General features: G+C 74.6%; 20 protein-coding genes. 12 read left to right on the top strand and 8 right to left on the bottom strand.

The window, feature by feature from the left end; all coding sequences use genetic code 11:
• Positions 1–174 precede the first annotated feature (174 nt).
• Together WHI96_RS09080 and WHI96_RS09075 are read left to right on the top strand one after the other, a co-directional pair.
• Positions 175–1,305: an NAD(P)/FAD-dependent oxidoreductase gene (locus WHI96_RS09080; protein WP_345652209.1), complete on the top strand. Its 1,131-nt coding sequence runs from the start codon at positions 175–177 to the stop codon at positions 1,303–1,305.
• Between the two features lie 35 nt (positions 1,306–1,340).
• Complete coding sequence (locus tag WHI96_RS09075) at positions 1,341–2,549, top strand: cytochrome P450 family protein (protein ID WP_345652212.1); 1,209 nt, start codon at positions 1,341–1,343, stop codon at positions 2,547–2,549.
• Positions 2,550–2,701: 152 nt separating this feature from the next.
• Here the strand turns inward: WHI96_RS09075 and WHI96_RS09070 are convergent, their stop codons facing one another.
• The 4 genes from WHI96_RS09070 to WHI96_RS09055 all read right to left on the bottom strand — a co-directional run bounded on the left by WHI96_RS09070 (position 2,702) and on the right by WHI96_RS09055 (position 6,012).
• A complete protein-coding gene (locus tag WHI96_RS09070) occupies positions 2,702–3,328 on the bottom strand; it encodes a 3-oxoacid CoA-transferase subunit B (protein ID WP_345652215.1) in 627 nt (208 codons plus the stop codon).
• 2 nt (positions 3,329–3,330) lie between these two features.
• On the bottom strand, positions 3,331–4,074 hold the full coding sequence (locus tag WHI96_RS09065) for a CoA transferase subunit A (RefSeq protein ID WP_345652218.1): 744 nt from the start codon (positions 4,072–4,074) through the stop codon (positions 3,331–3,333).
• Between the two features lie 225 nt (positions 4,075–4,299).
• On the bottom strand, positions 4,300–5,217 hold the full coding sequence (locus tag WHI96_RS09060) for an MOSC domain-containing protein (protein WP_345652221.1): 918 nt from the start codon (positions 5,215–5,217) through the stop codon (positions 4,300–4,302).
• 144 nt (positions 5,218–5,361) lie between these two features.
• Positions 5,362–6,012 carry an HAD hydrolase-like protein gene (locus WHI96_RS09055; RefSeq protein WP_345652224.1) on the bottom strand — a complete coding sequence of 217 codons (651 nt, stop codon included), beginning with the start codon at positions 6,010–6,012 and terminating at the stop codon, positions 5,362–5,364.
• Positions 6,013–6,085: 73 nt separating this feature from the next.
• On the opposite strand from WHI96_RS09055, the gene WHI96_RS09050 reads away from it, so the two are divergent.
• The 5 genes from WHI96_RS09050 to WHI96_RS09030 all read left to right on the top strand — a co-directional run bounded on the left by WHI96_RS09050 (position 6,086) and on the right by WHI96_RS09030 (position 12,077).
• Entirely contained in the window at positions 6,086–7,249 is a 1,164-nt protein-coding gene (locus tag WHI96_RS09050) for a lyase family protein (protein WP_345652227.1), read from the top strand.
• The gene (locus WHI96_RS09045) at positions 7,246–8,049 is read left to right on the top strand and encodes an IclR family transcriptional regulator domain-containing protein (RefSeq protein ID WP_345652229.1); all 804 of its coding nucleotides are present in this window, start codon (positions 7,246–7,248) and stop codon (positions 8,047–8,049) included. The genes WHI96_RS09050 and WHI96_RS09045 overlap by 4 nt, the downstream gene beginning before the upstream one ends.
• A gap of 67 nt (positions 8,050–8,116) precedes the next feature.
• Complete coding sequence (locus WHI96_RS09040) at positions 8,117–9,253, top strand: LLM class flavin-dependent oxidoreductase (protein ID WP_345652231.1); 1,137 nt, start codon at positions 8,117–8,119, stop codon at positions 9,251–9,253.
• Between the two features lie 22 nt (positions 9,254–9,275).
• Complete coding sequence (locus tag WHI96_RS09035; RefSeq protein WP_345652234.1) at positions 9,276–10,337, top strand: winged helix DNA-binding domain-containing protein; 1,062 nt, start codon at positions 9,276–9,278, stop codon at positions 10,335–10,337.
• Between the two features lie 354 nt (positions 10,338–10,691).
• Positions 10,692–12,077, top strand: a complete 1,386-nt coding sequence (locus tag WHI96_RS09030) for an FAD-dependent oxidoreductase (protein ID WP_345652237.1) — start codon at positions 10,692–10,694, stop codon at positions 12,075–12,077.
• A gap of 30 nt (positions 12,078–12,107) precedes the next feature.
• Here the strand turns inward: WHI96_RS09030 and WHI96_RS09025 are convergent, their stop codons facing one another.
• Complete coding sequence (locus WHI96_RS09025) at positions 12,108–12,419, bottom strand: hypothetical protein (RefSeq protein WP_062396096.1); 312 nt, start codon at positions 12,417–12,419, stop codon at positions 12,108–12,110.
• 310 nt (positions 12,420–12,729) lie between these two features.
• Between WHI96_RS09025 and WHI96_RS09020 the strand changes: the two genes are divergently transcribed.
• Entirely contained in the window at positions 12,730–13,008 is a 279-nt protein-coding gene (locus tag WHI96_RS09020; RefSeq protein ID WP_345652242.1) for an Lrp/AsnC family transcriptional regulator, read from the top strand.
• A gap of 15 nt (positions 13,009–13,023) precedes the next feature.
• On the opposite strand, the gene trpD is transcribed toward WHI96_RS09020, so the two are convergent.
• The gene (trpD, locus tag WHI96_RS09015) at positions 13,024–14,067 is read right to left on the bottom strand and encodes an anthranilate phosphoribosyltransferase (protein ID WP_345652245.1); all 1,044 of its coding nucleotides are present in this window, start codon (positions 14,065–14,067) and stop codon (positions 13,024–13,026) included.
• Between the two features lie 23 nt (positions 14,068–14,090).
• Complete coding sequence (locus tag WHI96_RS09010) at positions 14,091–14,486, bottom strand: response regulator transcription factor (RefSeq protein WP_425571713.1); 396 nt, start codon at positions 14,484–14,486, stop codon at positions 14,091–14,093.
• 237 nt (positions 14,487–14,723) lie between these two features.
• Between WHI96_RS09010 and ctaE the strand changes: the two genes are divergently transcribed.
• From ctaE to qcrB, 4 genes are all read left to right on the top strand, one after another.
• A complete protein-coding gene (gene ctaE / locus WHI96_RS09005) occupies positions 14,724–15,335 on the top strand; it encodes an aa3-type cytochrome oxidase subunit III (RefSeq protein ID WP_062396094.1) in 612 nt (203 codons plus the stop codon).
• A 64-nt stretch (positions 15,336–15,399) separates the two neighbouring features.
• A complete protein-coding gene (qcrC, locus tag WHI96_RS09000; RefSeq protein WP_345652251.1) occupies positions 15,400–16,266 on the top strand; it encodes a cytochrome bc1 complex diheme cytochrome c subunit in 867 nt (288 codons plus the stop codon).
• Positions 16,263–17,399: a cytochrome bc1 complex Rieske iron-sulfur subunit gene (qcrA, locus tag WHI96_RS08995; protein WP_345652254.1), complete on the top strand. Its 1,137-nt coding sequence runs from the start codon at positions 16,263–16,265 to the stop codon at positions 17,397–17,399. The genes qcrC and qcrA overlap by 4 nt, the downstream gene beginning before the upstream one ends.
• Positions 17,396–19,111: a cytochrome bc1 complex cytochrome b subunit gene (gene qcrB / locus WHI96_RS08990; protein ID WP_345652257.1), complete on the top strand. Its 1,716-nt coding sequence runs from the start codon at positions 17,396–17,398 to the stop codon at positions 19,109–19,111. Before qcrA ends, qcrB begins: the two co-directional genes overlap by 4 nt.
• A gap of 214 nt (positions 19,112–19,325) precedes the next feature.
• Here the strand turns inward: qcrB and WHI96_RS08985 are convergent, their stop codons facing one another.
• Complete coding sequence (locus tag WHI96_RS08985; RefSeq protein ID WP_345652259.1) at positions 19,326–21,071, bottom strand: DEDD exonuclease domain-containing protein; 1,746 nt, start codon at positions 21,069–21,071, stop codon at positions 19,326–19,328.
• Positions 21,072–21,083 lie beyond the last annotated feature (12 nt).

Raw genomic sequence — 21,083 nt, 5'->3', positions numbered from 1 at the left:
GACGTCACGGGCCGGCGGCGGAGGGCGCGAAGGTCGACTCCGCGGGCCGCTCAGAGGAACCGGATCAGCATGGCGACGAGGCTACGACGCCCGCCCGGACCGGGGCCACCGGTTTTTCCCGGTGCCGCCGACCTAGGGCCGCCGACCCAGGGCCGGCGACCTAGGGTCGCGGACATGGAGACGGCGGACGTGCTGGTGGTCGGCGGCGGCATCGCCGGGGTGTCGGTCGCGTGGGAGCTGGCCGCGCACGCCCGCGTCGTGCTGACCGAGGCCGAGCAGGACCTGCCGGTCCACTCCACCGCCCGCTCGGCCGCCACCTACATCCCCGGTCACGGCTCCGGCCCCTTCCGCGCGCTGATCGACGCCTCCGGGCCGCGGTTCGCCACGCTGCCCGAGCAGCTCGGGACGCCGCCGCTGCTGTCCCCGCGCCCGGTCCTGCACGTCGCCGACGACGACCCGGCCGTCGACCGTCTCGCCACGACGCTGCGCGAGCAGCACGGCGAGCCCGGAGCCCCGGTCGCCCTGGACCCCGCGCAGGCGTGGCGACGCGCGCCGGTGCTGCGCCGCGCCCCGCGGGCGGCCGCGTGGACCGCCGGTGCCTGCGACGTCGACACCGCCGCCCTGCACGACGGCTACCGGCGCGGGCTGCGCGCCCGTGGCGGCACCGTGCTGCGCGGGGCCCGGGTGGCGACGCTGGACCGGGACGGCTCCGGCTGGAGCGCGACGACGACCGCCGGGCACCGGGTGCGGGCGGCGGTGGTCGTCGACGCGGCCGGGGCCTGGGCCGACGCGGTGGCGGCACTCGCCGGCGTACCCGGCGCCGGGCTGACCCCGTACCGGCGCACGATCGCCGCCTGCCCGGTCGGCGACCCGTCGGTGCTCACCGTCGACGGCGCCGTCCTGCCGATGATCGCCGACGCCGCCGAGCGCTGGTACCTCAAGGCCGAGGCCGACGTCGTGCTGGTCTCCCCGGCCGACGAGACCCCGGCCGAGCCGGGCGACGCGCGGCCCGACGAGCTCGACGTCGCACTCGCCCTGGACCGGGTGGGCTCGGCGACCACGCTCGGGCTGCGGTCGGTCCGGACCGCGTGGGCGGGACTGCGGACCTTCGCCCCCGACCGCGCCCCGGTGCTGGGCGCGCGCCCGGAGCACCCGGGCTTCTTCTTCGTCGCGGGGCAGGGCGGGTCGGGCATCGAGTCCGCCCCGGCGCTGGCGGCGCTGGCCGCGTCGGTGGTCCTCGGCCGCCCGGCCCCGGCCGACGTCGACCTCGACCCCGCTGTGTGCTCGGTCACGCGACTGTCGTAAGCGGTCGCTTACCTACGGCTGGCACCATGGTCCCCATGGCGCTGACCACCACCGGCACCGAGACGCACGACCTGTTCTCGGGCGACTTCTGGACCGACCCGCACCCCGCCTACGCAGCCCTGCGCACCGAGGAGCCGGTGCGGGAACTCGCACTGCCGGACGGGAAGGCCTGGCTGATCAGCCGTTACGCCGACGTCCGCGCGGCGTTCGTCGACCCGCGGCTGAGCAAGGACTGGCGGTACACGCTCCCCGCCGACCAGCGCGAGGGCCAGCCGGCCGCGCCGATCCCGATGATGATCCTGATGGACCCGCCGGACCACACGCGGCTGCGCAAGCTCGTCGGCCGCTCGTTCACCGTGCGGCGGATGAACGACCTGCAGCCACGGGTCGAGGAGATCACCCAGGAGCTGCTCGACGCGCTGCCCGCCGAGGGTCCCGTCGACCTCATGCGCCAGTACGCGTTCCTCGTCCCGGTGCTGGTCATCTGCGAGCTGCTGGGCGTCCCGGCCGAGGACCGCGACAGGTTCTCCGCGTGGTCGTCGGTGATGGTCGACGACTCCCCGCAGGAGGAGAAGTTCGCCGCGATGGGCAGCCTGAACGGCTACCTCGCCGAGCTGATCGACCGCAAGCGCACCGAGCCCGACGACGCCCTGCTGTCCGGCCTGCTCGCCGTCAGCGACGCCGACGGCGACCGGCTCTCGTCCGAGGAGCTCGTCGCGATGGCGACGCTGCTGCTCATCGCCGGGCACGAGACCACGGTCAACCTCATCGGCAACGGCGTGCTCGCCCTGCTGACCCACCCCGAGCAGCGCGCCCGGCTGCAGGCCGACCCGTCGCTGATCACCTCGGCGGTGGAGGAGTTCCTGCGCTTCGAGTCCCCGGTCGCCAACGCCCCGATGCGGTTCGCCAGCGAGGACGTCGAGTACTCCGGGGTGACCATTCCGGCCGGGGCGACCGTCATGCTCGGGCTCGCCGCGGCGAACCGGGACCCGGAGTGGCTGGAGGACCCGGAGCGGCTGGACATCACCCGGGACTCGTCGTCCGGGGTGTTCTTCGGTCACGGCATCCACTTCTGCCTGGGCGCGCAGCTCGCCCGCACCGAGGGCCGGGTGGCGATCGGCAAGCTCATCGCCCAGCGACCGGACCTGGCGCTGGCCGTCGAGCCGTCCGAGCTGGTGTACCGCGAGTCGACGCTGGTCCGGGGCCTGTCCCGGCTGCCGGTCACGCCGGGCGAGCCGGCCTGAGGCATCGCCACCGCCGGCGCGAACGAGCGGGGCGCGCCCGGCCGGGGGGTGTCGGTCCGGCGGGGTGACCGTCGGCCCGGTGGGGTGGGCGTCGGCCCGGCGGAGCGGTCGTCGGCGCAGCGGGGCGGTGTCAGCGCGGTGTCGGCGCGGTGTCAGCGCAGCGGGGCGCCGGTCTTCTCCCGCACCTCGTCGGCGCTGACGCCGGGTGCGGTCTCGACCAGCGCGAGCCCGTCCGGCGTCACGTCGATCACGGCCAGGTCGGTGACGATCTTCGTGACGCAGCCCAGGCCGGTGATCGGCAGCGAGCACCGCTCGACGATCTTGGGGGACCCGTCCTTGGAGACGTGGTCCATCATCACGATCACCGAGCGCGCGCCGTGGACGAGGTCCATCGCCCCGCCCATCCCCCTGACCATCGTGCCGGGGACCGCCCAGTTCGCGAGGTCGCCGTTCGCGGCGACCTCCATCCCGCCCAGGACGGCGACGTCGAGCTTCCCGGCCCGGATCTGGCCGAAGCTCTCCGCCGAGCCGAAGAAGGCGGCGCCGTCGGCGACGGTGACGGTCTCCTTGCCGGCGTTGACGAGGTCGGCGTCGACCTCGTCGTCGGTGGGGTAGGGGCCGACGCCGAGGATCCCGTTCTCCGAGTGCAGGACGACCGTCCGGCCCTCGGGGATGTGTCCGGGCACCAGGGTCGGCATGCCGATGCCGAGGTTGACGTAGGCCCCGTCGGGCAGCTCGGCCGCGACCCGGGCGGCCATCTCGTCACGGTCGAGGGCCATGGTCAACGCACCGTCCTGAACTCGACCGGCTTCTCGACGCCGGGGACGTGCAGCACGCGGTGCACGTGGATGCCGGGGGTGTGCACCGCGTCCGGGTCGATCTCCCCGGGCTCGACCAGGTGCTCGACCTGGGCGATCGTGGTCCGCCCGGCCGCGGCGCAGTCCGGGTTGAAGTTGCGCGCCGCGCGCCGGAACACGAGGTTGCCGTGCCGGTCGCCCTTCCAGGCGTGGACCAGCGCGAAGTCCGGGGTGAGGGCGCGCTCGAGGACGTAGGTCATGCCGTCGAACCCGCGGGTCTCCTTCGCCGGGGACTCGACGGCGACCGCGCCGTCGGCCGCGTAGCGCCAGGGCAGCCCGCCCTCGGCGACCAGCGTCCCCACCCCGGCCGGGGTGTAGAACGCCGGGATGCCCGCGCCGCCGGCCCGCAGCCGCTCGGCGAGCGTCCCCTGCGGGGTCAGCTCCAGCTCCAGCTCACCGGCCAGGTACTGACGGGCGAACTCCTTGTTGTTGCCGACGTAGGAGCCGATCGTGCGCCGGATCCGCCCGGCGGCGAGCAGGGTGCCGAGGCCGAAGCCGTCGACGCCGAGGTTGTTCGAGATCGTCTCCAGGTCCGTCGCGCCCTGCTCCAGCAGTGCCGCGATCAGCACCGTCGGAACCCCGGACATGCCGAACCCGCCGACCGCGAGCGACGCCCCGTCGCCGATGTCGGCGACCGCGTCCGCGGCGGATGCCACCACCTTGTCCATCACGCACCTCCGTCGCCGACGACGGTACGCGGCGTACGGCAGACGCACCAACGTTCGCTGTGCGAACACCTCAGGGAAGCGCCGAGATGCAGCTCAGCGGGCCCAGGGGCGGTCCGCATCCCCGCTGAGCTGCATCCCGGCGACCGCCCTGCGGCCCGGCCGCACCGGGCGCGGCGGAGCCGGGGCGCGGCGTCCGTGGGGAGGGCCGGGCCGGGCGGGTGGGGGTCAGGCCGGGGCCGGCGCGGTGTGCGGGTCCCCGACGGCGACCTCGCCGCCCGCGGCGACCTCGGCGTACACGCCCGCGCAGGCCCAGACCCCGCCGACCTGCGGGATCTCGATGCGGTTGTTCTTCGCGATCGTGCGCAGGGTGTCCGGGTCGTCGGGCAGGTCGCCCTGGGGGAGCGTCGTCATGACGCACCGCATGGTGGCGAAGGAGAAGGTGACGCGGGCCTCGTCGCCGATCGCCGACGTGCTGCCCGGCCAGTCGTTCTCGACGAAACCGTTGCCGCCGTCGGGGGAGGAGTCGTCGCGGAGCACGATGTTCGGCCGGTAGCGCAGCGGGTCGAAGGTCGCCTCCGGCGCGAGCTCACGGAGCCGGCCGAGGGTGGACTCGGTGAGGACGTGCAGCGACGACAGGTCGAAGAACGTGCCCGGTGCCCCGAACGCGGAGATGTCGAACCGGCTGATCACCTCGCCGGAGTCCTCGTGCCGGGTGGTCGTGTCCTCGATGAGTGTGCGCGGCGCGAGCTGCTGCGGGGTGAGGCCCTCGATGTCGGGCCACAGCTCCTCGAAGTAGCTGCCCTCCGGCGGCACCGAGATCAGCGACACGTCCCGGCCGAGCGCGGCGGACAGCGCGGTGTCCAGTCCCTCGTCGTCGCTGCGCAGGACCGATCCGTCCGGGAAGGTGATCTCGACCGGCGGCAGCGGCTCCCCGGACGCCGGCTCGGCGACGAACCGCGCCGAGAAGCTGAGCAGTCCGAGCCAGCGCTTGGGCACCTTGGCGCTGGCGATGATCCCGGTCGCGTTGTCGAGCACCGCGTAGGCGCGGTCGCCCAGCAGGCCCCGTTCGGTGATGGTGGCCCGGGTCAGGGACTCCCCGAGCATCGACTTGACCGGATAGCGGTAGAGCGCGGCGACCGTCATGTCCGGTGTATATCGGCCCGTCCGTTCGACGCGCACGGCCCGAACGGACGGGCCCGCTCGAGTGCTCCTCAGCTGAGGAGGCGGTCCCGGCCGACGGCCGCAGATGCGCGACCGTCGGAGCCGGGTTCACCCGGACGCCGCAGCTCAGCGGCCGAGCAGCGCCGCCCGCAGCTCGTCGGCGGAGGCGTACACCGTCGTGGCACCGGCGGCCGCCAGCTCGCCCGGCCCGGCGTAGCCCCAGCCCGCCCCGACGCAGCGCAGGCCGTGCTCGGCGGCGCCCTCGACGTCGTGCAGCCGGTCGCCGACCATCAGCGGTTCGTCCGCACCCGAGGGCGACCCGAGCCGGCGCAGTGCCTCGGCGACGACGGCGCCCTTGGTCGGCCGGTCCGCGGTGCGCGTGTCGCCGACGATCTCGGTGAACAGGTCGGTCCAGCCGTGGTGGGCGAGGATCTTGCGCGCCGACGGCTCGGCCTTGCTGGTGGCCAGCGCCATCGTCACACCGGCCGCGGACAGGGCCCGCAGCAGCTCCTCGACGCCCGGGTAGGGCGCGCAGTCCAGGCAGCCGTCCTCGTCGCCGTAGAGGCGCCGGTACACCGGCAGCACGGCGGCGGTGCCCTCCTCGCCGAGGATCGGGGGCAGGCTGCGGTAGAGCGGCGGCCCGAGCAGGTGCGTGCCGAGCGCGGACTCGGGGACGTCCAGGCCCACCTCGTCGATCGCGCGGCGCATCGAGCCGAGGATGCCGGGGGCGGAGTCGACGAGGGTGCCGTCGAGGTCGAGCAGGATGTGGGTCAGCACGTCGGGTCATTCTGCCTCCCGGGCGCCCCGGCCGTCCTTCTCCCCGGCGGTCGCGAGCCGTACGCTTGTACGCATGGCGAACACGCTGCTCGGGCCGCTGTCCGGCACCGACCGGGTCGACGGCCTGCTCGACGACGGTGCGTGGATCGCCGCCCTGCTGGAGGTCGAGCTCGCGCTCTCGGCCGTCGCCGCCGAGCAGGGCGCGGTCACCGAGCACGACGCCGACGCGGTCGAGCGCGCCGTCGCCGCCGTCGCGGGCGTCGACCCGCACGCGCTGGCCGCCGAGTCGGTCGAGGGCGGCAACCCGGTGATCCCGCTGGTCAAGCGGCTCAAGGCGGCCGCGGCGCGGATCCAGCCCGGCGCCGAGCGGGCGGTGCACCCGGGCGCCACCAGCCAGGACGTCATGGACACCGCGCTGATGCTGCTCACCCGCCGGGCCGGGCACCGCGTCGTCGCCGACCTCACCGCCTGCGCCGACGCCGCCGCCGCGCTCGCCGCCGCCCACCGCGACACCCCCTGCGCCGCCCGCACCCTCGGCCAGCAGGCGCTGCCCACCACGTTCGGCCTGGTCGCCGCGAGCTGGTGCACCGGGCTCGACCGGGCCCGCACCGGCCTCGACCGGGTCCTCGACGCGTTGCCCGTCTCCTACGGCGGCGCCGCCGGCACCCTCGCGGCCGTCCACCCGCACGGCCCGGCCGTCGCCGACGCGCTGGCGGCGCGGCTCGGGCTCGCCCCGCAGGGCGTGCCGTGGCACACCGAACGCAGCCGGATCGGCGAGCTCGCCGGGGCCCTCGGCGTCGCCGCCGGGGCCTGCGCCAAACCCGCGGGCGACGTCGTGCTGCTGTCCGCCACCGAGCTCGGCGAGGTCTCGGAGTCCGCGCCGGGGGACTCGTCGTCGATGCCGCACAAGCGCAACCCGGCCGCGGCCGTCACCGCCCGGGGCGCCGCGAAGCGCGCCCCCGGCCTGGTCGCGACGCTGCTCGCCGGCGCCGAGCAGGAGTTCCAGCGCGCCGCCGGGGCCTGGCACGCGGAGTGGGAGACGCTCGTCGCGCTGCTGCGGGTCACCGCGGGCGCCGCGGCCCGGCTGCGGGTGGGCCTGGAGGGGCTGCAGGTGCACCCCGACGCGATGGCCCGCAACCTCGCCCTCGCCGCGGGCGCGGTGTCGACCGCCCACCCGCCCGGCACCGGGCACGCCGCCGACCTGGTCGACACCGTCCTCGCCGGGCGGCCGGCGTGAGCACCCCGGGGGGCGTGGGCGCCCCGCGCACCGAGCAGGTCCGCTCGCTGGCCCGCGGGCTGGCCGTCATCCGGTCCTTCGACGCGCAGCGCCCGCGGCAGACCCTCGCCGACGTCGCCCGTGCCACCGGGCTCACCCGCGCCGCGGCGCGCCGGTTCCTGCTCACCCTGGCCGAGGAGGGCTACGTCCGCACCGACGGCAGGCTGTTCACCCTCACCCCGCGGGTGCTGGAGCTCGGCTGGTCCTACCTGTCCGCGATGGGCCTGCCCGAGGTCGCCGCCCCGCACCTGGAGCGCCTGGTCGCCACCGTGCGCGAGTCCGCGTCGGTCTCGGTCCTCGACGGAGACCCGCACACCGGCTACGACGTCGTCTACGTCGCCCGCGTCCCCACCTCGCGGATCATGACCGTCACCATCACCATCGGGACCCGCTTCCCGGCCCGGGCGACGTCGATGGGCCGCGTCCTGCTCGCCGCGCTCCCGCCCGCCACCCTCGACTCCTACCTCGGCGCGCTGGAGCCCGCGGCGCTGACCGCGCACACCGTCTCGACCCCGGAGCAGCTGCGCACCGAGCTGGACCGGGTCCGCACCGACGGGCACTGCGTCGTCGACCAGGAGCTGGAGGCCGGGCTGCGCTCGGTCGCGGTGCCCGTCCACGACCGAGCCGGGCGGGTCGTCGCGGCCGCGAACGTCTCCACCCACGCCTCCCGCAACGACGCCGACGGCCTGCGCGCCGACATCCTGCCCGAGCTGCGCGCCTGCGCCGCCGCGATCGAGGCGGACCTGCGCGCCGCCGGGTAGCCGGGAACAGACCGCGCCCGCGGTGGGTTGGCCCTCCCAGGAGCTGATCACGAGCGACGGAGGCACGGTGAGCGGACGTCTGCACCTGGCGGTCGAACTCGGAGCGGCGGGGCGCCACCCCGGCGCGTGGCGGCTCGGCGGCGCCGACCCGGCCCGGCTGTTCACCGCCGCGCACCACCTGGACCTGGTCCGCACCGCGGCGCGCGGCGGCCTCGACCTCGTCGCGCTGCCCGACTCGCTGCGGCCGCCCGGTGCCGACCCGGCCGCACTGCCCGGCACCCTGGACGCCGTCGCCGTCGCCGCGCGGGTCGCGCCGGCCGTCCCCGGCATCGGTCTCGTCCCGACGGTGACGGTCACCCACACCGAGCCGTTTAACCTGTCCAAGGCCGTCGCCACCCTGGACTTCGTGTCCACCGGGCGGGCCGGCTGGCAGCCCGACGTGTCGCGCACGCAGGCCGAGGCCGACCTGTTCGGCCGTGCGCGCGCCGACCGCGACGCGGCCTCGCTCTGGCGGGAGGCCGGCGAGGCGATCGAGGTCGCCGCCCGGCTGTGGGACTCCTGGGAGGACGACGCCGAGATCCGCGACGCCGCCACCGGCCGTTTCGTCGACCGCGACCGGCTCCACCACATCGACTTCACCGGCGAGTTCTTCTCCGTGACCGGACCGTCGATCACGCCGCGCCCGCCGCAGGGGCAACCCCTGACGGTGCTGCGCGGCGACGAGACCGACGCGCTGGCGACCGTCGGCCGCTACGCCGACGTCGTCCGGGTCGCGGCCGACACGGTCGCCGGTGCCGCCGAGGCCCGGGACCGGGTCCGTGCCGCCGTCGCCGACGCCGGGCGCGACCCCGAGCAGGTCACCGTGCTGCTCGACGTCGAGACCCTGCTGGGCGACGGCGCCGCCGCGCGGCTGCGCGGGCTCGACGCACTCGCCCCCGCGGACGCCGACCCCGCCCCGGCGACGCTGCGCCACGTCGGCGACCCGGCCGCGCTCGCCGCCCTGCTCCGCGGTGCCGCCGAGGAGCGCGCCGCCGACGGGTTCGTCCTGGTCCCGCTGGCGCTGCCGTCCGGGGTGGACGAGATCGTCGACGGCCTGCTGCCGGCACTCGGCGACGCCTGGACGCCCGCCCCCTACGAGGGCACCCTGCGCGACCGCTTCGGCCTCGCCCGCCCGGCGGACCGGTACGCCCGCACCACGGGCTGACCGGCCACGGCACACTGCCGGGGTGCGCGTCCTCACCCCCGACGACCGGCTCCGGGCGCTGCTGGCCCGCCAGCTCCTCACCGAGCGGGCCGGCCTCTCGGTGCCGCGTGCCCTCGAACGGACCGGCGGGCTGCAGACCCAGCACGCCCCCTCGGGGTATTTGGGGCTCTGGTCGCGGCTGCGCGGGTTCGACCGGGCCACGCTGACCGCGATGCTGCACGACGGACGGGTCGTACAGGCCTGGGCGATGCGCTCGACCATCCACATGTTCAGCCGCCGCGACCACCCGGTCTTCACCGCCGCCGTCCGCGCCGAGCAGCGCGCGGACTGGCTGCGGCTGCGCCGCGACGTCACCGGCGCCGACATGACAGCCGCCGCACGCGTCGTCGGCGGGCTGCTGGCCGACGGGCCGCGCCGGCACGCCGAGATCACCGCCGCACTCGCCGACGCGGGCCTGCCCGCGGGTGTGTTCCCCGGCGTGCAGCACTGGGTCGGGCTCGTGCGGGTCCCGCCCGCGGGCACCTGGGCGACCCCGCGCGCCCACGTCTACGGCCTCGCCGCACCCGGCCCGGAGCCCGACCCCGCCGCGGCGCGGGCCGCGCTGGCCCGCCGCTACCTGCGGGCCTTCGGGCCCGCGTCCGCGCCGGACGTCGCGCGGTTCGCCGGCTGGCCGGTCGGCGTCGCCCGCGCCGCCCTGGCGGGGGAGGACCTGCGCCCGTTCGCCGCCGAGGACGGCACCGCGCTGCTCGACGTGAAGCGCGCCCCGCTGCCCGGGCCCGGCACCCCGCTGCCGGTGCGCTTCCTCGGTCCCTACGACGCGGTGCTGCTGCTCGGGCACGCCGCGGCGACCGGGATCGTGCCCGCCGGGCACCGCCACCACGTGTTCGCGACGAACCGCCCGCGGTCGGCACCGACCTTCCTGCTGCACGGCCGGGTCGCGGGCACCTGGGGGCACCGCGACGGCCGGGTCGTCACCGCGCCCTTCGTCCCGCTCGCGGCCGCCGACCGGCGCGCCGTCGACGACGAGGCCGGCCGCCTCGCCGCCTGGTACCGGGACCCGGGCCCGGGCGCACCCCCGGCGTGACGCACGACGGGATCATGACCGGGCCGACACCGCCGCGGCGGACCGGCCCCGGACCGGCCCCGGGATCGCATACGGCTCCCGGCGCTGCTCGCCGACGCCGGACCGGGCCACCTCGTGTCGTCCACCGCCCGGCTCGCCGCCGGCGCGCCCCCGTGGACCTGCGGCTCGATCACGCCGGCGTCCCCGCCGCGGAGGCCCGGTGGCTGCGCGCCGAGCCGACCCTGCTGCACCTCGACGACGAGGTCGCGGTCGGGGGACCGCGGTGCGCGCCGTCGGCACCGCGCTGCGCCGATGATCGCCCGGACGGGTCATCGCTGTTAGCGTCGTCACCGTCCCCGGCTCGGAGGTGCGCACGTGTCGACCCCGCAGGTCCCCGCCCCACGACCCCACCGGATCGCCGTCATCGGGTCCGGACCGTCCGGCCTGTACACGGCCGAGGCGCTGCTGGCGGGTGACCCGTCGGTGCACGTCGACGTGATCGACCGGCTGCCCGCGCCCTACGGTCTCGTCCGCTACGGCGTCGCCCCCGACCACGTGAAGATGAAGTCGGTCATCCGCGCGCTGGTGCGGACCTTCGACGACAGCGACCGCGTCCGGTTCCTCGGCAACGTCCACGTCGGCCCCGGTGGCATCCCCGGGGAGGCGCTGCGGGAGCACTACCACGCCGTCGTGCACGCGACGGGCAGCGCGGTCGACCGCGACCTCGGCGTCCCGGGGGAGGACCTCGCGGGCTCGGTCGGGTCCGGTGCGTTCGTGTCCTGGTACTGCGGGCACCCCGACGCGGTGGGCCCCGGCCCGCTGCTCGACCGCCCCGGCGCGGTCGTGGTCGGCGCCGGGAACGTCGCCGTCGACGTCGCGCGGGTCCTGGCCCGCCCCGCCGACGACCTCGCCGCCACCGACGCGCACGACGCGGTGCTCGACGCGCTGCGGGCGAGCGCGGTCACCGACGTGCACGTGCTGGTCCGGCGCGACCCGCTGCACGTGAAGTTCACCCCCGCCGAGCTGCGCGGTCTCGGCGGCCTGGACGACGTCGACGTCGTGGTGCACGACGACGGCCTGCTCGCCGCGGGCGTGGCCGAGCCGGAGGAACGCCGGATGCGCCAGAACATCGAGATGCTCACCGAGTGGGCCGGCCGGTCCTCCACCGGCGCGCCCCGGCGGATCCACCTGCGGTTCCTGCGGTCCCCGGTCCGGCTCGTCGACGACGGCACCGGCCGGGTCGGCGCCGTCGAGATCGAACGCAACGCCCCCGACGCCGACGGCCGCGTGCGCGGCACGGGGGAGCGGGAGACCCTGGAGGCGGGCCTGGTCGTGCGGGCCATCGGCTACGCGGGCGAGCCCATCGAGGGGCTGCCGTTCGACGCGGCCACCGGCACCGTCCCGCACGAGGCCGGGCGGGTGCTGCTCGGTGGGGAGCCGGTGCGCGGCAGCTACGTGGCCGGGTGGATCAAGCGCGGGCCGACCGGGGTGATCGGCACCAACAAGGGCGACGGCGCCCAGACCGCGGAGTCGGTGCTGGCCGACCTTCCGACCCTGTCGACACCGCCGCGGCCGGGTGGCGACGCCGTCGTCGAGCGGATGCGCTCCTACGGCGTGGACCCCGTGCTGTGGGAGGACTGGCTGCGTCTGGACGCCGCCGAGCTCGCCCTGGGGGAGCGGCGCGGGGGCACCGACCGGGTCAAGATCGCCGATCGGGCGGAGATGCTCGACGCGGCCCGCAGCCGCAGCTCACGGTCGTAGCGGGCCGGTCCCGCGCGGCCATCGCGCGGCTCAGTACGGGTCGACGGCCATGACGCAGGACATCGCGCCCATGCCGCGGGAGAAGTCGTCGGCCTCGTCGGGGGTCATCGACATGGTGCAGGTGACCGAGCTGTAGGCGACGCCCTCACGGACGTCGACGCAGAACTCGCGCAGCGTGCGGCCGCAGCTCTGCAGCGCCGAGGCGATCTGCATGACCCCGGCCATCCCGTCGCCGGTGACGACGGTGTGCCGGCGGGGCATCCGGGACGCGATGTCCGCGGCGCCACCGGAACCGGTGGGGAAGGAGAAGGTGGTGGTGGGACGGTCGGCGGTGATGCTCATGATCGTGTGGCTCCATGCGTTGCGCGAGAGAGAAGCGGGAACGCGAGCCAGGTCTCGTAGATCCTCACCGCGGTGTGCGGGAGGGAAGCGCCGGGATTGCGGCGCGGGCGCGTCGGCGGCCTGGATCAGCCGACGCGCAGTGCTACTACCGCGAGAAGTCGTGCGGGCAGCGCTGCGGCCGGAGCAAGGGTGTGCTCGACGGTGCGCATGACGATCACAGTAGCAACCGGATGCGGCCTGCGCCACCAGGGGACGCCCCCACTAGCCTCATCGGTGCCCGCCACACCCTGACCCGAGGGGGAGCCCCACCGTGATCACCGCGATCGTCCTGGTGCACACCGCCGCCGACCGGATCCCCGAGACCGCGCAGGCCATCGCGGACCTCGACGGCGTGTCGGAGGTCTACTCCTGCGCCGGTGACGTGGACCTGGTCGCGATCGTCAAGGTGCGCGAGCACGAGCAGCTCGCCGACGTGATCGCCAGCCGGCTCAGCCGGATCGACGGCGTCGTCGGGACCGACACCCACATCGCGTTCCGGTCCTACTCCAAGGCCGACACCGACGCCGCGTTCGCCATCGGGCTCGACTGAGCCCGGCCCCGCGGGTCAGGCCGACGCGAGGCCGGTCGACAGCGCGGCCCAGCGGGCCAGCAGGTCCGCGGCCGCGCCGGAGTCCACCGCCTCGGCGACGGCGTCGAGCGCCGCCCCGACCGACGCGGTGAGGTCCGGGCCGACCCCGCGGTGCGCCGCGAGCGCCCCGGCGGCGTTGAGCAGCACGGCGTCGCGCACCGGACCGGTCTTGCCGGCCACCAGGTCGCGGACGACCGCGGCGTTGACCTGCCGGGTGCCGCCGCGCAGGTCCTCGGCGGTGGCCACGCCGACCCCGAGGTCGGCCGGGTCGAGCCGTTCCTCGCGGACGGTGCCGCCGTCGCTGATCCAGACGGTGCTGCGCCCGGTGGTGGTCAGCTCGTCGAGCCCGTCGTCGCCGCGCACCACCAGCACCGACTTGCCGCGCCGGGCGAAGACCTCGGCCATCGTCGCGGCGTGCCGCGGGTCGGCGCAGCCGATCAGGCCGGTCTCCGGCTGGGCCGGGTTGGACAGCGGCCCGAGGAGGTTCATCGCGGTCGGGACGCCGAGCTCACGACGGACCCCGCCGGCGTAGCGCATGGCGGGGTGGAAGGACTGCGCGAAGCAGAACGCGATCCCCAGCTCCGCGGCGCACCGCTCGACCGCGGACGGGGTCAGCTCGATCGCGACGCCCAGCTCCTCCAGCACGTCGGCCGTCCCGCACTGCGACGACGCCGCGCGCCCGCCGTGCTTGACCACCGGCGCACCCGCCGCCGCGACGACGATCGCCGCCATCGTGGAGATGTTCACCGTGTGCGCCTGGTCCCCGCCGGTGCCGACGACGTCGACCGAGCGGCCGGGCACGTGCACCCGCAGCGCGTGGGCGAGCATCGCGTCGGCCATGCCCGAGATCTCCGCGGGCGTCTCGCCCTTCGCGCGCAGCGCCACGAGGAACCCGGCGAGCTGCGCCGGGGTCGCCTCGCCGGCGAAGACCTGACCCATCGCCCAGGTCGCCTCGTCGGCCGTGACGTCCTCGCCGCGCATCAGGCGGCCGATCACGGAGGGCCAGGTGGGTGCGCTCACGACGTGAGGTGTCCTCTGTCTCGCTACTGCTGCTGGGTCAGGGTGCCGGGCCGGTGGTCGCGCAGGACCTGCGCGACCACCTCGGCGGCCTCGATCGGGTCGAGCGGGTGCACGAGCACGGCGTCCGCCTCCGACCAGGTGGCGAGCCAGCGGTCGTCCCGGCGGCGGACGGTCAGCACGATCGGGGGACAGTCGACGATCTCGTGACGCAGCTGCTTGGCCACGCCCATCCCGCCGGTCGGCTGCGCCTCGCCGTCGAGGACCAGCAGGTCGGCCGCACCGGCGTCGCAGGCGGCGAGGACCTCGGCGATGCCGGCCGCCTCCACCCAGCGCACCCGGCCCACGTCCGGCGCGGGCCGCCGCCCGACCGCCTCGATGATGCTCTCACGGACCTCGGGACGGTGGCTGTAGACCAGCACCGTGCTGGTCCCCGTCACCGATCCGGCCGCGCTGCCGATCTCTGCCGCTCGTCCGCTCACGCCGGGGATACTAGGGGAACCCTCCGTCGCCCCCGAACGTTGTCGTGCCGACGGTCCGGGACGGGGCCGCCGGGTCGTCCCGACCAGGCGAAGAGTTCCCGATCACGGGGTCCGTTCGCCGATCGTGATGTGTCGAGGGGTATCCCGACAAGCCGTAGAAGTTCGGCTCGGGTCATAATGCCCGACGTGACGACAGCGGCACCCAACATCAGCGCGCGGATCCATTCGCTGAACCGACCCAACCTGGTCAGCATCGGCACCATCGTCTGGCTCTCCAGCGAGCTGATGTTCTTCGCCGGGCTGTTCGCGATGTACTTCACCGCGCGGGCGCAGAACGACGGCCCCTGGCCGCCGCCGCCCACCGAGCTCGACGTCCCCTACGCGCTCGCGATCACCATCGTCCTCGTGGCGTCCTCGTTCACCTGCCAGTTCGGTGTGTTCGCCGCCGAGCGTGGTGACGTGTTCGGGCTGCGTCGCTGGTACGCACTGACGCTGGCGATGGGGACGTTCTTCGTGCTCGGCCAGGCCTTCGAGTACTACACCCTGGTCACCTCGCACGAGACGACGATCGCGTCGAGCGCCTACGGATCGGTCTTCTACCTGGCGACCGGCTTCCACGGGCTGCACGTGGTCGGCGGTCTGGTCGCGTTCGTGTACCTGATCATCCGTACGAAGCTCAGCAAGTTCACACCCGCCCAGGCCACCGCGGCGATCGTGGTGTCGTACTACTGGCACTTCGTCGACGTGGTGTGGATCGGGCTGTTCGCCACGATCTACTTCATCCGCTGACCGATCGCGCCGCCCGTTCCCTGACAGCACCCGCCACGACGTCGAGGTTGGAAGACCCCCAGCGATGACCGAGAACCAGAACCCACCACCGGCCGCACGGCCGGACGAGAAGGCCGGGGGCCGCACCCGTCCGCACGGCAAGTTGAAGCGCCGCATCGCCGGCGCCCTCGCCATCGGGCTGGGCCTGCTGTCCGTCGGTTTCCTCTACGCCGCCTTCGCGCCGCAGCCGCAGGTCGCCCAGGCGCAGCAGGACACCGCGCTGATCGCCAAGGGCGAGCAGCTCTACAACAACACCTGCATCACCTGCCACGGTGCGAACCTGCAGGGCGTCGAGAACCGCGGCCCGAGCCTCATCGGCGTCGGCGACGCGGCGGTCTACTTCCAGGTGTCCTCGGGGCGTATGCCGATGGCGCGCCAGGAGGCCCAGGCGGCCCGCAAGCACCCGCTGCCGATCTTCGACCCGGAGACCCAGGAGGGCCGGGCGAACCTCGAGGCGCTGGGCGCGTTCGTGCAGGCCAACGGCGGCGGGCCGGTCACCCCGGCCGCGACCGGCGAGGCCCTGCGCGGCGACGACCCGGGCCGTGGCGGCGTGCTGTACCGCCTGAACTGCGCCTCGTGCCACAACTTCACCGGTGTCGGCGGCGCGCTGTCGTCCGGCAAGTACGCTCCCGCGCTCGAGCCGGCCAGCGAGGAGCAGATCTACACCGCGATGCAGACCGGTCCGCAGAACATGCCCCGCTTCTCCGACCAGCAGCTCACGCCGCAGGAGAAGCAGGACATCATCGCGTACATCAAGTCGGTGAACCACGCCAACGACCCGGGCGGCTACTCGCTGCTGGGTCTCGGCCCGACGGCCGAGGGTGTCTTCATCTTCGCCGTCGTGATGTCCGGTCTGGTCGGGTTCGCCATCTGGTTGGGGGCGAAGAGTTGAGCAGCGAAGTCAGCACCGGGTCGGACCGTCGTCCGACCAAGGAGGAGCTCGACGCGATGTCGCCCGAGCAGCTGGCCCGTCTGGCCGGTGAGCTCGACGAGGTCGAGGTCGTGCACAACACGCCGGCGTTCCCGATCCCGGGGACCCGCGCGGAGAAGCGCGCCGAGCGTTCGGTCGCGCTGTGGTTCGTCATCTCGGCGGTCTCCATGATCGCCTTCGTGGTCGCGTTCATCGCGTGGCCGTGGGAGTACGTCAACGTCGGCGAGCCCGGCCACGCGCTCTACAACCTGTACACCCCGGTCATCGGCTTCACCTTCGGGTTCTCGGTGCTCTCCATCGGCATCGCGGTCATCCAGATGGTGAAGAAGCTGTTCCCCGACGAGACCGCGGTACAGCAGCGTCACGACGGCCCGTCCACCGACGTCGACCGCGCCACCTTCCTGGCCCAGGTCGCCGACGCGGGCAAGGGCACCACGATCGGCCGTCGCAAGCTGATCATCCGCAGTGCCGGTCTGGCCGCGGCCGTGGCCGGTATCGGCACCGGTGTCGTCGCGCTCGGCGGCATCATCCGGAACCCGTGGGCCGAGGGCGACGACGCCCCGCTGTGGCACACCGGCTGGCGTCCGGAGAACGGCGAGACGGTGTACCTGCGCACCGACACGGGTATCCTGTCCGAGATCGCCCGTGTGCGACCCGAGGACATGGAGCCGGGTGCGATGATGACCGTCTTCCCGTACCGCGAGAGCGAGCGGGGCAACGAGGAGGAGCTGCTGCACGCGCAGCGTGCCTCGGACGCGCCGGTCATGCTCATCCGTCTCCGCCCCGGGACCGAGGTCACCAAGCGCCCCGGTCAGGAGAACTTCAACTATGGTGACTTCTACGCCTGGTCGAAGGTCTGCACCCACCTCGGGTGCCCGACCTCGCTGTTCCAGGCGCAGGACAACCGCATTCTCTGCCCGTGCCACCAGTCGCAGTTCCTGGCCACGCAGGACGCCGAGCCCGTCTTCGGGCCGGCCGCCCGGCCGTTGCCTCAGCTGCCGATCACGGTGAACGAGGAGGGCTTCTTCGTCGCCCGCAGCGACTTCGTGGAGCCCGTCGGACCCGCGTTCTGGGAGAGGCCGAAGACGACATGAGTTCGATCACGACACCCACCACCTCCTCGGGGGGCCTCGCCGCCAAGGGCGGCGCGGCCCTCGACCAGGCGGACCAGCGCTACCACGCGGCGGGAGGGCTCCGGAAGCAGTTCAACAAGGTCTTCCCGACCCACTGGTCGTTCATGCTGGGCGAGATCGCCCTGTACAGCTTCATCATCGTGCTGCTGTCGGGGACCTACCTGGCGCTGTTCTTCGACCCCTCCATGCAGGAGGTCGTCTACAACGGGCCCTACGACCCGCTGCGCGGCGTCCACATGTCGCGGGCCTACGAGTCCGCGCTGGAGATCTCGCTCGAGGTCCGCGGCGGCCTGTTCATGCGCCAGCTGCACCACTGGGCGGCGCTGCTCTTCGTCGCGGCGATGATCATCCACATGTTCCGGGTGTTCTTCACCGGCGCGTTCCGCAAGCCGCGTGAGGCCAACTGGACCATCGGCATCGTCCTGATCCTGCTGGGCACCTTCGCCGGCTTCACCGGCTACTCCCTGCCGGACGACCTGCTCTCGGGCGTCGGGCTGCGGATCGCCTCGGGCATCACGCTGACCGTGCCGATCATGGGCACCTGGGTGCACTGGGCGCTGTTCGGCGGCGAGTTCCCCGGGACCGAGATCATCCCGCGGCTCTACATCATCCACGTGCTGATCCTGCCCGGCATCATCCTCGCGCTGATCGCCGTGCACCTCGGCCTGGTGTGGTACCAGAAGCACACCCAGTTCCCCGGCCCCGGCCGGACCGAGAACAACGTCGTCGGCGTGCGGATCATGCCGCAGTTCGCGGCGAAGGGCGGCGCGTTCTTCTTCGTCGTCGCCGGTGTGCTGACGCTGATCTCGGGCCTGTTCCAGATGAACCCCATCTGGCACCTCGGCCCGTACGACGCCTCGCACATCTCCGCCGGGTCGCAGCCGGACTTCTACATGCTGTGGTCCGAGGGCATGGGCCGGATCTTCCCGCCGTGGGAGTTCTACCTGTTCGGGACGTACACGATCCCGGCGGCGTTCATCCCGACCGCGGGCTTCCTGCCGGTCCTGTTCGTCCTCGCCGGGGCCTACCCGGCCATCGAGCGGCGCTTCACCGGTGACGACGCGATCCACAACCTGCTGCAGCGTCCGCGCGACGTCCCGGTCCGGACCGCGCTCGGCGCCATGGCGATCTCGTTCTACCTGTGGCTCGTGATGTGCGGGTTCAACGACTGGATCTCGTACTTCTTCCACATCTCGCTGAACGCGACCACGTGGGCCGGCCGCATCGGCCTGCTCGTCGTGCCGCCGATCGTGTACTGGGTGGCCTACCGCTGGTGCATCGGTCTGCAGCGGTCGGACCGCGCGGTGCTGGAGCACGGCATCGAGACCGGCATCATCAAGCGGCTCCCGCACGGTGAGTTCATCGAGGTGCACCAGCCGCTGGGCGGCGTCGACGCGCACGGTCACGCCATCCCGCTGGAGTACCAGGGCGCCTCGGTGCCCAAGCGTATGAACCAGCTCGGCCTCGCCGGTGAGCCGGTCTCCGGTTCGCTGCTCACGCCGGACCCCGTCGAGGAGTCCCGTGCGCTGGCCGCGGCCCGCCACGAGGCCCACGAGCAGGAGCTCGAGGAGTCCCGCCGGCGTCACGAGGCGCAGGCGGAGCTGGAGTCCCGGAGTGGTGAACTCGCGGGCCGCCCGGACGACGGTGGTCGTCCGCAGCAGCCGCGCGACTGAGCACGGCCCGGAAGCACCCGACGGCGGCCCCGCCGGAGACACGGTCTCCGGCGGGGCCGCCGTCATGTGTCCCGGAGGGCGGGGCCGCCGTCGTACGTTGGTGGCGGGGCCGCCGTCGTGCGCGGGCGGCGCACGGTCGGGCATCGCGTCCCGGGCGTCCGCCACGGGGGCCTCGCCCGGCGGCGCCGTCCGGGGGAACCGCGGGTCGCCGGCCTCAGACCCCCGCGGGCTCGTCCGGGGAACGGTCACCGGTGCGGTGCGACGCTTCCCGGGCCCGGTCGGCCCACTCCCGCCAGGCGCCCCCGCCCCGCGCCGGCTCCGTCCACGGCGGGTCGCAGTACACCAGCCGGGTCCCGCCGGTGGTGAGCCAGCGGTGCAGGATCCGGACCTCCTCCGACGGCGCCCCGCGCAGCGGCCCGTCGCCGGGAAGGACCGTCTGCGCGCCGGTCCGCAGCGCCTCGACGACCGGCATCGGCCGCACCCCGCGCGGGGCGTTGCCCGCCGCGGCGAGCCGTCCGTGGCGCAGGACGGCGAGCTCCCAGCCGCCCCGCCCGTCGGGCCGGGCACCGACCAGCTCGTCGATCCCCGCGAGCGCGGCCAGGGTGCCGCCCCGGTCGACCCCGGCGGCCAGCGTGACCAGCCGGTCCCGGGCCCGTGCGGCCGCCTCGTACCGCCCGCCGGCGGACCGGTCGTCGACCTCGGCGGCCAGCACCCGCAGCGGGCCGTCGTCCCGCCCCGCGACGAGGTCGCCCCAGGCGTGCACGGCGGGCGCGTAGTCCTCGGCGGGCTGCAGACCGGCGCACGGGGCGGCGCAGCGGCCCAGCTCGTGCAGCGCGCACGGCGTCGCCGACGGGTTCCGGGCGGGGATGCGGATCGTGCACCGGCGCAGCGGCAGCGCGTCCAGCGCCGCGTCGAGCACGTCGGTCGCGGCCCGCTGCGACCCGAACGGGCCCAGTGCACCTGCCCGCGGGGTGGCGACGACCGACAGCCGCGGGAACGCCTCCGCCGTCGGCACCACCCAGTAGGCCCGGCCGGGGTTGCGCGAGCGCCGGTTGTACGGCGGCCGGTGCGCCGCGATGAGCGCCAGCTCGCGCACCGAGGCCTCCAGGGCGTGCGCGCAGACCACCGTGTCGACCTTCTCGGCGCGGGCGAGCATGTCGCGGACCCGGCGGCGCTTCTCCCCGGCCGTGAAGTACGACCGCACCCGCCGGTGCAGGTCGCCGCTGGTGCCGACGTAGAGCACCTGGCCGTCGCCACCCCGGAAGAGGTACACCCCGGGCTCGGAGGGCACGTCGTTCGCCAGGTGCCTGCGGCGGCGCTGGGTGGCGGTGGGCCGGTGCGGGGCCCGGTCACGGACGAGCTGCAGCAGCTCCTCCAGACTCTGCACGCCGAGGTTCCCGATCCGCTCCAGCAGGTGGTGCAGCACCTCGACGGTCGCCCGGGCGTCGGTCAGCGCCCGGTGGTCCGGGGTGGTGGCGCAGCCGAAGTGCCGGGCCAGCGTGCCCAGCTTCACGCTGGGGCACTCGGCGTGCGGGAGCACGGCCCGGGCGAGCCGGGCGGTGCACAGGACCGGCGGACCGGGCCAGGGGCGTTCGAGGCGCTCGCAGGCGGCCCTGAGGAACCCCGTGTCGAACGGGGCGTTGTGCGCCACCAGCACCGAGCCGCGGAGCATGTCGAGCACCGAGGGCAGGACCGCGCCCAGCGGTGGCGCGTCGTGCAGCATCGCGTTCGTGATGCCGGTCAGCCGGGTGATGTCGGCCGGGACCCGCACGCCCGGGTCGACGAGGGTGCCGAGCTCGGAGATCCGGCTGCCGCCGCGCACCGCGACGGCACCGACCTCGGTGATGGCGTCGGTCCGGTGGCTGCCGCCGGTGGTCTCCAGGTCCACCACACAGAAGGTGACGTCGCGCAGCGGCGTGCCCAGCTCGTCGAAGGTGAGCTGCGGGGAGCAGGAGGTCACACCCCGCACCGT

This window comes from Pseudonocardia tropica, assembly GCF_040105315.1.
In the GTDB taxonomy this organism is placed as follows: Bacteria; Actinomycetota; Actinomycetes; order Mycobacteriales; family Pseudonocardiaceae; genus Pseudonocardia; species Pseudonocardia alni.
This window is presented reverse-complemented; position numbering and strand designations above follow the sequence as displayed.

Excerpts from the sequence above, each read along its gene's own strand:
- WHI96_RS09050 (WP_345652227.1), top strand. The coding sequence starts at position 6,086 with ATGGCGAACACGCTGCTCGGGCCGCTGTCCGGCACCGACCGGGTCGAC.
- WHI96_RS09060 (WP_345652221.1), bottom strand. The coding sequence starts at position 5,217 with ATGACGGTCGCCGCGCTCTACCGCTATCCGGTCAAGTCGATGCTCGGG.
- ctaE (WP_062396094.1), top strand. The coding sequence starts at position 14,724 with ATGCCCGACGTGACGACAGCGGCACCCAACATCAGCGCGCGGATCCAT.
- qcrB (WP_345652257.1), top strand. The coding sequence starts at position 17,396 with ATGAGTTCGATCACGACACCCACCACCTCCTCGGGGGGCCTCGCCGCC.
- WHI96_RS09070 (WP_345652215.1), bottom strand. The coding sequence starts at position 3,328 with ATGGCCCTCGACCGTGACGAGATGGCCGCCCGGGTCGCGGCCGAGCTG.
- qcrC (WP_345652251.1), top strand. The coding sequence starts at position 15,400 with ATGACCGAGAACCAGAACCCACCACCGGCCGCACGGCCGGACGAGAAG.
- WHI96_RS09075 (WP_345652212.1), top strand. The coding sequence starts at position 1,341 with ATGGCGCTGACCACCACCGGCACCGAGACGCACGACCTGTTCTCGGGC.
- WHI96_RS09065 (WP_345652218.1), bottom strand. The coding sequence starts at position 4,074 with ATGGACAAGGTGGTGGCATCCGCCGCGGACGCGGTCGCCGACATCGGC.
- WHI96_RS09080 (WP_345652209.1), top strand. The coding sequence starts at position 175 with ATGGAGACGGCGGACGTGCTGGTGGTCGGCGGCGGCATCGCCGGGGTG.
- WHI96_RS09025 (WP_062396096.1), bottom strand. The coding sequence starts at position 12,419 with ATGAGCATCACCGCCGACCGTCCCACCACCACCTTCTCCTTCCCCACC.